Consider the following 14,603-nt stretch of genomic DNA (forward strand, 5'->3'; position numbering starts at 1 on the left):
GCCGAACAGGTTGGCGCGAAGATTGACAGCCCTCAGAAACGTTCCTCGCCGGCGACGGCAAGTACGATCATTGAGACGGCGATGAGATTGATAAGGTCAGCGACAGTGTAGAGCACGATGATCGGCGCCACATGTCCCGTGCCGATAACGACATCCACGAAATGCAAGATCGGGTAGATCGCCCAACCGATGGTCAGGATCAGCCTGATCCAGAAATAACCGAGCCGGATTGGCCGCGTCGACTTGCTGACGGCATCCGCCATCGCGCCGAAATACATCTCGCCGAGAATGTAGAGCCAGAAGGCGATCGACAGCAGCACGCCAAGGGTTGGATTGAAAATCCGTGCGTCGCCAAGGTACCTTGCGAGAACCATCAGGATTGCAGCTGCCAGTGTCCGCCAGAAGACACCGACGGGCACTTTTCCCGCGATACTCGCAAAGAAGAACACCGACGCCACCTGCATCGGTTGAACCACAAACCACGCAACATAGCGCGAAGCCGCACTGAGCTGCTGGCCCGTCAGCCAAATGTTCGATGCAGCGTAGTATTCAATACCCGATGCGAGAAGCGCGACGCCTGACAGGGCCAGCGGAACCCGCCACCGCTCGGACGTCCACGTCAGGCCCAGCATCGCCAGGGCAGCGGTTGCAAACGTGGCAAGGGTGGCAACGCTGAGCGCGGTGCTCACAACGGCGCTGGACTGAAAGAGTGTTCCAAACATGGGTTTTCCCTAAACTTGGGCTCTGATGTCTGGGGCGCGGCCGTAGAGCGCGACCATCGGCAGGATCAGAAGACCGAAAATGAACTGTTGCCATTCGTATTTGAGCCCGATGCCGATCAGGAAGGCACTCAGGACTTGCAGGACGAGAACCCCGATCACTGTGTAGCCGTAGCCGCCGTAACCCCCCATAAGCGAGGTTCCGCCGATCACCACCGCAGCCAGGGTTGTGAAAAGATACTGGTCGCCGACCCCGATGAATCCGCCGCCGCTCCATCCCAGCAGCAGGCATCCTGTCAGGGCGGCCGAGAAGCCGCTTATGGTGTAGGCCACGGTCCAGTATTTGAACTCGGAGACACCGATGAGCTTGGCGGAACGGCGATTACCGCCAAGAGCATAAATATACCTGCCAAAGGCGGAATACCGCAGCCCGACAATGACGATAATCGCAATGACGATCCACAGGAGGATTGTCGGCGGAACGGCTAAACCGAAGGTACGACCGTTCATGGCAGCGAGGTTCTGGAGCCATTTGGGCACTGTCCCAAAAACATTGCCGCCAAATGACGATCCGATGCTGGTGAGGATCTGGACTAGCCCTGCAATCGCAAAGCCCATGCCGAGCGTCAGGATCAAAGCTTGGCCCTGCAGTCTGTATGACAGGACGCCGTTGAGGAAACCCAGAGTGGCGCCGATGATCAGCACAAAGACGACTGCCAGCCACGATGGCACGCCGAGCCCGATCAGGAAGAGCAGCCCGATATTCGAAGACCCGATGACAAATGGGATCGACAGGTCCAAGCCGCCCAGCAGCGCCACCAGCGTTTGGCCAACACAGGCGATACCCAGGAAAGCGGCAAACAGCAGGATTGCCTTGATATTGGGGGCGGAGAGAAACCCGTTGATCGTGAAGGAGCTGATCACAATCAGCGCCAGCAGGACAATCAGCCCGATAAACGCGCTCCGGCCGTGAGCGAAACGGTTGCTGACCTTGAACGCGAAGACCAGGATCGCTTCCAGCAGCAGGAAGGCGATCAGGTTGCCAAGGCTTCTGAAGGACGGGACCGTAGCGGTAATCAGCAGGTACACAATCAGCATCACCGACATGGTGACGATCAGAACCCGGTTACCGGCCCAGACGCCGCCGGCAGCGGCGGGCGCGCTCCCAGAGTCCAGTGACGAAGGCCGCGGCTCAAATATGACCGCTATGTAGTTGATCAGCCAGAAAAGCACAGCGGCCAGCACGACCGTGTAGAGAATGACAATTTGGGCGCTGATTCCCTGCCAGAATCCCAAGCCAAAGCTGATCGCGGCAACTACGAACGTGACCGCCAGGTTAAGCCACACCAGAGCGCGTGATCGCGGAACAAATAGGCCGCCACTGCGGCTGCCGTCGCCAAACGTCTGGGTCATGTCGTGATCCCCACCAATTGTGCGGCCGCCAAAATGCCGGCCGCATGGCTTTGCTCGCCGACGACAAGAAACAGGAGCAGGATGAGTGCCGAGACGAACACATAGATGAACGCGCCGAGGCGCACTGATACGGCTTCAGACACGACCACACGGACCGTAAAGGTAAGCACGGCCAGTATCGCGGCGAAGCCAAAGACGGCCTTTTGAAGCGGGGAAAGGTCGGGCAAAGCGGCTCCGCTTCCCGATTGCGGGGGCAGCAGCAAATAGCGGGTCAACACGTCCGGATTGGTTTTCAAGGCATCACTGGCCACCGCCGCCACGCCATAGGTATCGCGGGTACTGACATACAGCATGATCCCGAGAACCACGCAGCCCAGGACGACAAATGCCGCAAAGGGCGAAATGAAATAAAGGTATCGGCCGATAACTGGGACGAGCAGGGTCAGCAGCAGCGAGAGAACGAGGATTAGCCCATAGAAAAGCTGCGTCACAAACGCTTGCGTCGAGCCGAAATTGAACGTGGCGAGCACATAGCCGATCAGGAAGAGATTGAGCGCGCCGAGCAGCCCGCCCGCCACGCCACCGCGCCCGCCGGACAGGCTGACGCCCCCGAGTACGAGGGCGGTCACCGCCGTCAGCGTCATGGTGGTGCCCTGTGTCGGATCTCCGGACGAAATCAGCGCGGTATAGCAGATCGCGCCGAGGCCAACGAAGAGACCGGCGATGACATGGGCACCGATCCGAACCACGTTGATGCGCACGCCGCTGGTGTAGGCCGCACGCTCATCGTAACCCATCAGACGCAGGTTTGTGTAGAACGAGGTCATGGTGAACAGCAACCATGCCGCGATAGCCAGCAATACGATCAGAAGGACCGGTGAAAAGATGGTGTTGCCAAGACCCCAGGACGACATCCAGGCGGGCGCAGTGCCGCCAGGTCTCGGGAGGATGACGAGGTTGATGCCGGTCAGGGCCAGAAAGCCACTCAGCGCTACAATGATCGGCTGGACACGCACGAATATGATGATGAGCGCGAAAAAGAGCTGGTAGAGCACGCCGATCCCAAGGGCGACCAGGATGACACCAAAGGGACCCGTCACGATGCCAAGCCCGTTGAGCTTGACGATCGTAACATTGATGAAAGCGAGCAGCGGTCCAACCGCCAAGTCGACAGTGCCGCGTCCCGCCACAGCCAGGGCCACAAGGGAGAATGTCGCCAGTATCAGGGGCGCCGACACGATGATCGCGCTGCCGAATCCCGATAGCGATACGAGGTTCGGCCCCCTGATGACCGCAGTGCTCAGGAGCAGCGCGATCAGCAGGATCGGGACCAGCAGGTAGGTGTTTTGGGAGGCCCTGGACTGCGACATTACCATTTGTCTTTCGTTGCTAACGCAACCTAGAACTCAATGACCTTCCGGCCCTCGTTGGGCCGCTCGTTGCGAGACGATGACCGGCTTTCGGAAATGCTCCGCCCCGACAGGGCATTGCTGCCTTGACCGCGCCTTTCCGGATCCGCATTGAGGATTTTCTTCAGCACGGGAGAGATGACCTCCTTGAATTTCGCCGGGTCTTCCGACGTCGGGAAGTGACCGCCGCCAAAGATGATGCACTCGGAATTCTTGACCTTTTCGGCGGTACGCTGGGTCATTTCCGGCGTACAGGCGAAATCGTACTCGCCAGTCAGGAAGTAGATTGGCACCTTCCCCGAGATTTTCTGGCACTGGTCGCGGAAATCCGAATCGACGCTGTAGAAATAGAGGTCGCCCTTGAAAATGCCCGGGCCGCCCTGCGCGTAGTACCACCAGGTCTCCCACCGGTAATCGTCGGGAGAGAGCGGCGCCATCAGACCGAACACCGAGGTCGCGACCACTTCGCCACCATGGATGTGGGGGTGATGCAGCGGATCGATCCACCATCCCGGCGAATAGTCGCAGGCTTCAAGAGCGATGAAGGCAGAAAACTCGCTTTCATAGCGCAGTGCCAGTGCCAGGCAGATGTTGCCCCCCATTGACTGGCCCATCAGGACCGGTTTGCGCAGATCCAGCGCCCGGCAGAAGGCCACGATGAACTCACAATAGAATTTGGTCGTGAGTTTGTATTCGTCTTCCATCAGATGGAAGTCTGCCGGCGGGATCGATTTTCCATGCCAAGGCATGTCGAAGGCGATGACACGGAAATTCTGGCTGATATCGGGATCGCACAGCTGATGCCGGTACTGGCGCCCGTCAGTGCCGGCGGTATGCAGGCAGACCATCGGAATGCCTTCGCCGTGTTCCTCGTAGTACGTGCGATACGTTTTGCCTTCGCACTGGACATAAACGTAACGCCCGACAATCGGATCGTGTGTATTCATGACAACTCTCCTGCGCTGCCGTTAAACTTGTCGCATCAGCGAGAGCATACGCGTCAGCGCCCGCAGATTCTGCCAGAAGGGGAGCGAATTGCCCTCAATAATCAGCTGCTTGTGCAGCGGATGCGCCATCGCCCAGATGTCGTTGAACATCGGCGGCGGGATTTCCTGGGCAAACTTCGACCAAGCGCTGCTCGGAGCCTTGAGCCAAAACTCCACGCCCATATCATTGGGGGTGAGACCCTGTGCAATCTTCTGAATTTTGCCCCCCCGAACATCCACCAGATACTCGGTGTCATCGAAACCCAGGACGAATTTGCTCGTAAAAAAACGGCCGACAACCGGCAAGATACGATCATCGTTGACCTTCCTGGCCCATCGCTCGATCCATTCCAGATCAAAGCTGCTCCTGCTTCCATATCTACTCATATGATCCTCCTGATTGGGGAATTCCTGACCCGTTCCTAACCGGGCAATGACTTCTTTGCGGGCCCGTAAACTGCCACGAACGACGCCGCATCGATCGCAACCGGCATCACTGCAGCCGCGAATACCGCGAAATCGGCTTCGGCCGGCAACTCGACCTTGTCCACCTTCAGCGCATAGAGCGTGAAGAAATACCGGTGCGCTCGATCCGGCGGCCAAGGTCCGCCGTATCCCTTGCCAAATCCCGGGATCCTGAACGTCACGAAGTCGCTGTTGAACTCGACAGCGCCGTGCGGCATTCCCAAGCTCCCGCTCGCCCCTTCCGGCAGTTCCCTAAGTTCCGCCGGAATGTTTGCCACCAGCCAGTGTGCAAACGAGCGGGGAAAATTAAATGCTTCTGGCAGATCAGGATCGGTGATGGCCAACGCGAAGCTGCGCGTGCCTTCTGGAGGACCTGACCAAACCAACCTGGGCGAGAGGCGGTTGTCTTCGGCGAACCGGTCGGGGATAACGCGCCCCGGCGCAATATCCGGACAACTCAGTACGAAAGATGGTGTTGCCGCCATATGGTTCACCTCCTGGTTCAGCAGGGTCACAGACCTCGGCACCGGCCGGCCCTGCTCAAGTCTCGGACTGTGGCTATCTGCGACCGGCATCGGACTGTCCGGATCATTCTCGTTGGCGGCCTCCCCGGGCAACCGCGCCGTTGCGCGGCGACCGAACATGGCGTTGAGGATGACATGTCCGTCGAACGGCGGCTCAAAATCAGCCGAAATCGCGCCATTGCGAAACACGTGAACCCGCGTGCACAGGTTCAGGAATTCTTCGAGCTCGCTGGATAGGAACACCACCGCGTTGCCGCGGGCCGCGAATTCCTTGAGGTTGCGGTAGAGGTCCAGCTTGGCCCCGACGTCGATGCCGCGGGCCGGATCGTTGAGCACCAAAACCACCGGCTTTTCGGCAAAGGCCCTGGCAATCAGCACCTTCTGCTGGTTGCCGCCTGACAGCGATGTGATCAGGTTCTGGGGGCTCCCCATCTTGACGGCCAGTTTGCTGGACTCCCACTCGAAAACCGGCGTCAGCTTGGTCCGGTTGATGAAGTTCAGCACACCGCCGGATCGGAACTCGCGATACACTGGGAGCAGCAGATTTTCGTATATGCTCAGATTGGCAAAGATGCCTTCTTTCTTGCGATCGCCGCTCACGTAGCTGATGTTGTTTCGTCGCGCCGATGCAAGATCAGTAACCTCGCTGGCCTTGCCGTCACTAACCACCACCAGCCGGCCGGCAATCGGAGACTGGATGCCGGCGATGCACCTTACGAAGTCCGCCTGCCCTTGCCCGTCCAGGCCGGTGATCCCGATGACCTCGCCAGGGTACACCGCGAAATTGACAGCCGCAGCGTCTGACCAGACCCGAAGATCAGTCGCGCGCAGGACCGGTCGGTCGCCAAGACGCGTCGGCAAAGGCTGATCACGGCTGGTCCCGCTGCGCTCGGCGCCGGCAATGAGCTCGAGAATCCTGGACTCGGTGATCTCCTCTTTAGCCAGCTTGCCGACATCCACGCCGTCGCGCAGGACCGTCGCGCGGTCTGCAATACGCACCAGCTCGGCGATACGGTGGGTGACGATCAGAATGCTCGCCCCCCTTTGCTTCAACTGCCGCATCTTACGGAACAGCCTCTCCGTGGAATCAAAGTCGAGCGCGGCAGACGACTCATCGAGGATCAGGACCTTTGGATCGGTAAGGAGAGCCCTGGCGATCGTGACCCACTGTTTGACGCTCAGGGGCAGCTCGCCCACGAGGCCGGAGAGGTCGATGTCGAAACCGAGGAGCTCGCGCATCAGCGCGGCTGCCTTGGCTTCCTTTTCCTCCCGGTTCATGGATGAACCCAGCAGGCTGTCCGCCCCTAGGTAAAGGTTGTCCAGCACCGAGCACTCATCTGCAACAAGCACCTCCTGAAAAACATTGGAGATGCCCAGCTGGCGCGCTTCGTGTGGAGACGTTGCCGACTTTCCCAGGATTGAGACCTGTCCGCTGTCCGGAATCAGAACGCCCGAAATAACCTTCGCGAGCGTGCTTTTGCCCGAGCCATTACCACCAATGATCGCGTGAACCTCGCCCGCATAGGCCGTCAGGTTGCACCCGCCGAGCGCTACCGTCGGCCCGAAGGTCTTCCTGACCGATGAGAGTTCAACCGTGGGGTACGACATCATAGGTCCAGTTGGCCGACGTTGGTCGGCTAGACTTGCATGGAATGAAGGAAATGCCACCCCGTCGGCGTCGAAGGGGTGGCCAGACCATTGGCGGTCACTGCGCCTTGAAGGTCTCGGGATCAGCCGGGCGCAGGAAAAACTGGTCCAGGTAATCCTTGCTTGCCCAGTTCTCGGCGCCGACGTTGTACCAGCCGTCAGAGTCTTCGCTGCAGTCGGCCGGGACGGCCTTTTCGAGCTGCTCGTAAGTGAGCGTCTGCGGCTTCGTGAGGATGGACTGGACCTTCGGCCCCTGTCCCTGAAGAGTGCGCATCATGATGTTCCATGCGAACTCGAAATCATCACCTGGGGGCCATGCCTGGACCGCTTGGCTGACGAAATCCTTGTTGTTGCGCCAATAGCAAAGCGCACCGATTTCGCCGCCGATCGAGAACGGCACCATGTCGCGTCCACTCTGTTGCAGAGCGCGCAAGGCACCCAGCTCAGACGCCGACTGGATGATGATGCCGTTCAGATCGCCCGGATTGGTGGCCAGCCATTTCTGGATCTCGGACTGGGCAACCTGGTCGGTCCACATGCCGGCGACTTGACCCACCACCTTGATGTCAGGGTATTTCGCCAGAGCCTTCAGCACGCCAACGTTCTGGGAATCCGATGCCGAAGCGCCGGGAATGCCTTCCACAACAAGGACGTTGCCCTTGCCATTGATCTGCTTGGCCATCCATTCGCCGAGCATGCTGCCACCCACCACGAAATTCGCGGAGGCGTTCACAGCATATGGAGATGTCAGGTACCCGGTGGCCGAAAACACCGGTATGTCACGCTGGTGAGCGTATTCAACGGTCTGGTTCAGCGAGGTCGGATTGGAGCAGCAGACGATGATTGCGTCGACGCCCTGGTCGACAAGCTGCCGCATCTGCTGGATCTGCGTGGAGTCGTTCAGGTTCGACTGGGTAATGATCACGTCCTTGACGAGGCCGAGCTTCTTCCATTTCGGAATGAGCTCCTCCTGCAGACGTTTCATCACATCAGCGCGCCACGTATTGCCCGCATATGAGCTCGCATAGCCGATCGTCCACGGCGGACCCTTCTTTGGCTTCCAGTCGCGATACGCACTCTCCGCGAGCGGCTGCATCGGATCCATCATGTCCTTGTTGTAAAGTTCGTCCTGGATGTTCTTGGGCAGCTCATCCACGCCACCGGCAAATGCCGGACTGAAGCTGGCGATCGTTGCGACAACGGCAAGCGATCGCAACATGGTTGCGAATGTCGTCAATTTTTCCTCCCTTAGTGCCGGGCGTTGAGCCGTGTGCACGCTGAGTTCAGTGGAACCCGCGAGGGACTATCGGGCAATCAGGACCTTGGAGGTAATACATTTTTCAAATGCGCTCTATACGCTTTCGCTATGGAGATCTCTCGGCTGAGGGTCCAAAACCGAAGCTATGGGAGTTTCCCAAGGATTGATGTGCTTTGGGGAGGAAGTAGCCAGTCAGCTCTTGAGCGATAGAACAGATCCCCCAGGCTCGTGTCGGTCGTGATCGATGATGCTCTCGACGCCATAACCCTGAACGGTGATCCCGACGATCTCAAACTCGTGCTTCGCAACCTGAATGAAAACGCGCTCGAGCATTTGGCGAGTGCGGGGCGCATTACGTGGTACGCGCTGCCTGACCGAAATGGCGTGGCGATCTCCGATGAGGGGCCAGGCGTGGATGACGATGAGCTGCCACGCATCATCGAGCGGTTCTATCGAGGGCGCAACAGAAGCGCTTCCGGCACCGGGCTTGGCCTTACGATCGCAACAATGGCGGCGGCGCGACTGGGAGCGGTCCTCAGTTTCCGGAATCGATCCGACCGGCAGGGGCTGATAGCCGAGTTACAATGGCGCACGACTTCCCGCTGAAGCCGCGTCACGCGTCCTGGATCAGAACCTATCCGCCCGGAAAGGTGCCAGATCGATCGCCGGTGGCGAACCGGCGGCAAGTTGCGACACGATCTTGCCGGTGACGGCTCCTCCGATCAGCCGGCAAGATCATCGTCTGCGACAGTGGCGCGCTTTGTACGCCTCACTCCGAGCGGATGCCGTATCGAAATGTACCGCGGCCGATCTTTCCACTCGATCGGGAATGACGGCACCAACACTCATTCTGGATAAGTTGTCGGTTTCCAGATGTGGGTGGAAATGATGTCCCTCAGTTCCGTGCGCACCGCACGGAAGAGCGGGCGAAAATTCGACGACATAGGTCGCTGCGACGAGGTCGCGAGGATCAGCTGTCGGGTAATCGGCGGGTCGAATGGCCAGACCTCGATGCGGCCAGCCTCGACAAGGAGATGGACGGAAGCATAGGGCAGAACCGTATAGCCTGTGCCCTCCTCGACCAGAAGCAGGGTTGAAGGCATTGCCTCCAGCTCCATCTCGACACGCGGATAGATGCCATGCTCCGCCAGGGTGTTGTCGATAAGCCGCCGCAGCCCGTGCGGGCGGCTGGGCAGGATCATCGGCAGCTCGGCGAAGATGTTGAGGCCGACCGGCGCGCGCGGCAGCACGCGCTCTGACAAGACCGGTCCGATCAGAAAAAGCTCGTCATCGGCCAGGGGTTCGGTCAACACGGACGGATGGTTCGGCGAATTGTAGAGCACGGCGGCATCGATGCGACCGGCAATCAGCCATTCCAGGATATGGCCGCTGAAACCTTCGATCACCTGCAGCGCGACATTGGGAAACTCGTTCTTGATCTTCTTGACCAGCGGCACCGTCAGCACGGTGCCGACTGAAGGCGGCACGGCCAGCACCAACCTCCCCTTCGGCGAGGATTTGAGGTTCGAGACCGCATTCTGCGCCAGCCGCATCCGCTCGACGATCTCGTCGGCATGGGCCTTCAGGAGCACGCCCGCCTCGGTCAGCACGACACCGCGGCCGTTGCGATAGAACAGCTCGACGCCGAGTTCCTCCTCAAGCCCGCGAATATGGCGCGTGACCATCGGCTGGGTGACGCTGAGGTCGAGTGCGGCCTTCGAGAAGCTGCCAGCCGCACCGACGGCGATGAATACCTGTAGCTGCTTCGTGTCCAACTTTCACCCCAACCATTCGCTGCAGCGCTTCCAGGCTCCCCCAGTGGTCCGTGTCACGTGCCGAACGGGTACTTCTGGCCTCGGACATTCAGAAACACGGCATAGACCGATGTTGTCGCCGTGATGAACAGCCGATTGTTGCGCGGCCCGCCAAAGGCCAGGTTCGCAACCATTTCCGGTACCTGGATTTTCCCGATGAGTTCACCTTCGGGCGTATGGCATTGTACGCCATCCCATGCGCTGATCCAGAGATTGCCCGTAACATCAACGCGAAAACCATCCGGAATGCCAGGCGATATGTCGGCGAAGATGCGGGAATTTGCCAATCTGTCGCCGTCAACGTCAAACTGCCTGACGTGATGGGGAGCGCTGCGGTCGGTTAGAAAGCCGGAGTCCGAGATATAAAGGCGCTTCTCGTCGGGCGAGAAGGCGAGCCCGTTCGGCATGGAGAAATCATCGGCAACGACGGTGATCTTCCCCGATACCGGATCGATCCTGTAGACGCGGCAGCCCGGCTGCTCCTGCAGGCCCTTGCGCCCGACATAGTCGGAGATGATCCCGTAGTTTGGATCGGTGAACCAGATGCTGCCGTCGGACTTCACGACCACATCGTTCGGCGAATTCAGCGGCTTGCCATCGTAGGCGGAGGCCAGCACCGTGATGGAGCCATCCCATTCGGTACGCACGACACGGCGTTCCCCCTGCATGCAGGTGACCAGCCTTCCACTACGGTCGCGCGTGTTGCCGTTCGGGTTGGAGACATGGCCCCGGAACAGCGAAACCGCCCCCGTCTCCTCGTCCCAGCGCAGCATGCGGTCATTGGGAATATCGCTCCAGATCAACGAGCGAAGGTCGGCGAAATAGACCGGTCCCTCCGCCCAGCGATTTCCCGTGTGGATGGTTTCGAGGAATGCGACGGGATCGATCAGATCCCCGAACCGCGCATCGATCATCTCGTAGCAGGACATCGGCCGCCCCTCGCCTATGGCAGCCGGATCGCGACGGTCTTGGTCTCGGTGTAAAGCTGGAGCGCCTGTTCGCCAAGTTCTCGCCCCCAGCCCGATTGCTTGAAACCGCCGAAGGGCATGGTGACGTCGTTGAAGTTATGGCAGTTCACCCAGACCGTGCCGGATTTGATCTTCGCGGCCAGCCGATGCGCGGCGCCCAGATTGTTGGTCCAGATCGATGCAGCAAGGCCATACTCGGTGTCGTTGGCATCCTTGGCGAGTTTGTCCAGGTCCTCGTCGTCGAACGGCATCGCGCAGGCCACCGGCCCGAATATCTCTTCGCGGATCACCGACATGTCCGGCCGCGTGCGGGAAATGACCGTCGGCTTGACGAAATAGCCGGTGTCACCGGCCCGTGTGCCACCGGTGACGATCTCGGCGCCATCGCTCCTGCCTTCCGAGATCAGCCGGGTGATGCGTTCCATCTGCTGCTGAGAGACGACGGGACCAAGCTCCGTCGCAGGATCAAGCCCGGCGCCGAGCTTCAGCTTTTCGGCGCGCGCCGCGATCCCGGACATGACCTTGTCATAGATCTTCTTGTGAACGAAGAAACGCGTTCCCGCGCCGCAGCTCTGCCCGGCATTGAAGAATGCCGCGCTCGAGGCGCCCGCCACCGCCATGTCGATATCGGCGTCGCCCAGCACGATGGTCGGCGCCTTGCCGCCAAGTTCCAGGCTGACCTTCTTGAGATTGCCGGTCGCGGCGCGGGCAATCAGCCTGCCAACTTCGGTCGAACCGGTGAATGCCACCTTGTCGATGTCGGGATGGGCAGACATCGCCGCACCGACGGTTTCGCCAAAACCGGTCAGGATGTTGACCACGCCTTCCGGAAAGCCGGCGTCCTGGACCAGCTTGCCGAAATAAAGCGCGCCGAGCGGCGTCTGCTCGGCTGGTTTGAGCACGATCGTGCAGCCGGCCGCCAGTGCCGGTGCCACCTTCCAGGCAAGCATGCTGAGCGGGAAGTTCCACGGGATGATCTGGCCGACGACGCCGACCGGCTCGCGGCGGGTGTAGGCATGCCAGTCGCCGGGCGCGTTGATCGTCATCGTCTCGCCATTGATCTTCGTGGCCCACCCCGCATAGTAGCGGAACGTCTCTGCCGTGAACGGCACTTCGCCTTTGCGGGAATCGCCAATCGGCTTGCCGCTCTCATAGGAATTGAGCGTCGCCAGCATATCGACATTAGCATCGATCAGATCGGCGAGTCTCCAGATCAGCCTGGCGCGCTCGGCCGGCACCATTTTCGACCATGGACCATCGATCGCCTTGCGCGCGGCCTTGACCGCCAGATCCACATCGGCGCTGTCGCCGGCCGGCACGGCGGCAATGATCCGGCCGTCCGAAGGATCGACCACTTCCAACGTCTTTCCCGAGGCCGCCGGTAGCCACGCATTGCCGATAAGCATCGCATGGCTGCCGCCGACGAACGCCGCCACCTTGGGATCGAGTGGCGGCACGGCATCGAAACGTATGGTCATGGTTTCCTCCCGAAGCATCTGGTCGATCAGCGCTGGACGAACGGCGCGGGAATGGAGTTCCCGGCATCGATCCAGATGCTTTTTTCCTGAAGATATTCGTAGATAGCGGTCTGGCCGTTCTCGCGGCCGATGCCCGACTGCTTGTAGCCGCCGAAAGGCGAGAGATAGCTGGTGGCGCGGTACATGTTGACCCAGACGCTGCCGGCCTCGAGCCGCTCGGGCAGGCGTATCGCCCGACCGAGGTCCTGCGTCCACATCCCGGCCGCAAGCCCGTAGATGGTGTCGTTGGCGATAGCCACCGCCTCGTCCTCGTCCTCGAAGGGAATGACCGACAGCACCGGTCCGAAGACCTCCTCCTGGGCGATGCGCATGGACTGCTTCACGTTGCCGAAGATCGTCGGCTCGACGAACCAGCCGTCGGCAATCGATGTGTCCTCGGGTATCTTGCCGCCGAGCAATTGCGCAGCGCCCTCGCCATTGGCGATGCCGATGTAATCGAGCACTTTCGCGCGTTGCGGCAAGGTGGTGATCGGCCCCACCTGGGTCTCGGGATCGAGCGGATCGCCGATCCTCGCGGTCTTTGCGAAAGCGACCAGCTTCTCCGTCACCTGGTCATAGACCGAGCGCTGCACGAGCGCGCGCGATCCGGCGATGCAGGTCTGCCCGGTCGCGGCGAAGATGCCCGAAACGAGCCCGGGAATGGCGGCCTCCATCTTGGCGTCGGCAAAGACGATGTTGGCGGATTTGCCGCCGAGTTCGAGCGTAACCTTCTTGAGCCCGCCGGCGGCGGCCTGATAGACGCGGCGGCCGGTTGCGTCGCCGCCGGTGAAGGCCACTTTGGCGACATCGGGATGTGTGACCAGCCGGTCGCCGATCTCGTGCCCGAATCCGGTGACGATGTTGACGACGCCCTTGGGAAAGCCCGCCTTCTCGAAAAGCCGGCCGAAGAACAATGCCGACACCGAGGAGAATTCCGACGGCTTCCAGACGATCGTGTTGCCGGCGGCGAGCGCTGGAGCAAGCTTCCATGTCGCCAGCATCAGCGGCGAGTTCCATGGCGTGATCGCGGCCACAACCCCGAGCGGCTCGCGGCGCGTGTAGTTGAACACGCCCGGCTTGTCGATCGGGATGACGCGCCCCTCGATCTTGTCGGCGAGGCCGCCAAAGAAGCGGAACCATTGCGGGATGTATTTGCACTGCATCCGCATTTCATTGATCAACTTGCCGTTGTCGCGGGTTTCGAGAACGGCCAGGTTTTCGGCCTCGTCGGCCACGAGGTCGGCAAAGCGCGTCATGATCTGCCCACGTGCGCTTGGGGTCATCGTCCGCCATTCGCCGCGGAAGGCGGCCGCGGCTGCCTGAACGGCCGCATCCACATCGGCGACTCCGGCGCGCGGAACCAGCGCCCAGGCTTTGCCGGTGAAGGGATCGAAGGATTCGAAAAAATCCCCCGACTGCGCGGCGGCCGAGCGGCCGCCGATCAGCATGGAGAGCTTTTCCGTGGCGAGCGGCGGACGGGTTGTCATGCTCCGACTTCCTGCAAAGCTTCGCGCGCCACCCGGAAGGAATCGACGCCTGCGGGCACGCCGGCATAGATCACGACCTGTAGAAGCACTTCGCGGATCTCGTCCTTGGTCACACCGTTGGTCAGCGCGCCCTTGACATGCATCTTCAGTTCGTGCGGACGATTGAGGGCAGCGAGCATGGCGAGGTTCAGCATGCTGCGGGTCTTCTTGTCGAGCGTGTCGCGGCCCCAGACGGCGCCCCAGCAATATTCCGTCACGAGTTCCTGCAGCGGACGATTGAAATCGTCGGCGCTGGCGAAGGACTTCTCGACGAATTCCGCGCCCAGAACCGATTTGCGGATTTCAAAACCCTTGTCGAATACATCTTTGCCCATTGGATTGTCCTTTCCGTTGATT

General features: G+C 60.4%; 13 protein-coding genes. 1 reads left to right on the forward strand and 12 read right to left on the reverse strand.

Annotated features, from left to right (window positions below; translation table 11 throughout):
• Window positions 1–32: 32 nt before the first annotated feature.
• The 7 genes from EB231_RS28825 to EB231_RS28855 all read right to left on the reverse strand — a co-directional run bounded on the left by EB231_RS28825 (window position 33) and on the right by EB231_RS28855 (window position 8,382).
• Window positions 33–722: a bacteriorhodopsin gene (locus EB231_RS28825; RefSeq protein ID WP_172351801.1), complete on the reverse strand. Its 690-nt coding sequence runs from the start codon at window positions 720–722 to the stop codon at window positions 33–35.
• A gap of 9 nt (window positions 723–731) precedes the next feature.
• Window positions 732–2,132 (reverse strand): ABC transporter permease, encoded by a 1,401-nt coding sequence (locus tag EB231_RS28830; protein ID WP_172351802.1) that lies wholly within the window; start codon window positions 2,130–2,132, stop codon window positions 732–734.
• Window positions 2,129–3,508: an ABC transporter permease gene (locus EB231_RS28835; protein ID WP_172351803.1), complete on the reverse strand. Its 1,380-nt coding sequence runs from the start codon at window positions 3,506–3,508 to the stop codon at window positions 2,129–2,131. Before EB231_RS28835 ends, EB231_RS28830 begins: the two co-directional genes overlap by 4 nt.
• Window positions 3,509–3,531: 23 nt before the next feature.
• Complete coding sequence (locus tag EB231_RS28840; RefSeq protein ID WP_056565134.1) at window positions 3,532–4,488, reverse strand: alpha/beta fold hydrolase; 957 nt, start codon at window positions 4,486–4,488, stop codon at window positions 3,532–3,534.
• Window positions 4,489–4,509: 21 nt separating this feature from the next.
• Window positions 4,510–4,914, reverse strand: a complete 405-nt coding sequence (locus EB231_RS28845; RefSeq protein WP_006326052.1) for a hypothetical protein — start codon at window positions 4,912–4,914, stop codon at window positions 4,510–4,512.
• A 35-nt stretch (window positions 4,915–4,949) separates the two neighbouring features.
• On the reverse strand, window positions 4,950–7,124 hold the full coding sequence (locus EB231_RS28850) for a YbhB/YbcL family Raf kinase inhibitor-like protein (protein ID WP_172351804.1): 2,175 nt from the start codon (window positions 7,122–7,124) through the stop codon (window positions 4,950–4,952).
• Window positions 7,125–7,221: 97 nt separating this feature from the next.
• Window positions 7,222–8,382: an ABC transporter substrate-binding protein gene (locus EB231_RS28855; protein WP_445299328.1), complete on the reverse strand. Its 1,161-nt coding sequence runs from the start codon at window positions 8,380–8,382 to the stop codon at window positions 7,222–7,224.
• A 267-nt stretch (window positions 8,383–8,649) separates the two neighbouring features.
• Between EB231_RS28855 and EB231_RS28860 the strand changes: the two genes are divergently transcribed.
• Window positions 8,650–9,027 (forward strand): ATP-binding protein, encoded by a 378-nt coding sequence (locus tag EB231_RS28860; RefSeq protein WP_172351806.1) that lies wholly within the window; start codon window positions 8,650–8,652, stop codon window positions 9,025–9,027.
• A 239-nt stretch (window positions 9,028–9,266) separates the two neighbouring features.
• Here EB231_RS28860 and EB231_RS28865 read toward each other — a convergent pair whose 3' ends face one another.
• From EB231_RS28865 to EB231_RS28885, 5 genes are read right to left on the reverse strand one after another with little or no spacing between them, the layout of a single operon-like run.
• The gene (locus tag EB231_RS28865) at window positions 9,267–10,196 is read right to left on the reverse strand and encodes a LysR family transcriptional regulator (RefSeq protein ID WP_172351807.1); all 930 of its coding nucleotides are present in this window, start codon (window positions 10,194–10,196) and stop codon (window positions 9,267–9,269) included.
• Window positions 10,197–10,249: 53 nt separating this feature from the next.
• Window positions 10,250–11,164, reverse strand: a complete 915-nt coding sequence (locus EB231_RS28870) for an SMP-30/gluconolactonase/LRE family protein (RefSeq protein ID WP_172351808.1) — start codon at window positions 11,162–11,164, stop codon at window positions 10,250–10,252.
• Between the two features lie 14 nt (window positions 11,165–11,178).
• A complete protein-coding gene (locus tag EB231_RS28875; RefSeq protein WP_172351809.1) occupies window positions 11,179–12,681 on the reverse strand; it encodes an aldehyde dehydrogenase family protein in 1,503 nt (500 codons plus the stop codon).
• A gap of 26 nt (window positions 12,682–12,707) precedes the next feature.
• Entirely contained in the window at window positions 12,708–14,207 is a 1,500-nt protein-coding gene (locus EB231_RS28880; RefSeq protein ID WP_172351810.1) for an aldehyde dehydrogenase, read from the reverse strand.
• The gene (locus tag EB231_RS28885; RefSeq protein WP_056565175.1) at window positions 14,204–14,581 is read right to left on the reverse strand and encodes a carboxymuconolactone decarboxylase family protein; all 378 of its coding nucleotides are present in this window, start codon (window positions 14,579–14,581) and stop codon (window positions 14,204–14,206) included. Before EB231_RS28885 ends, EB231_RS28880 begins: the two co-directional genes overlap by 4 nt.
• Window positions 14,582–14,603 lie beyond the last annotated feature (22 nt).

This window comes from Mesorhizobium sp. NZP2298, from assembly GCF_013170825.1.
Lineage (GTDB): Bacteria > Pseudomonadota > Alphaproteobacteria > Rhizobiales > Rhizobiaceae > Mesorhizobium.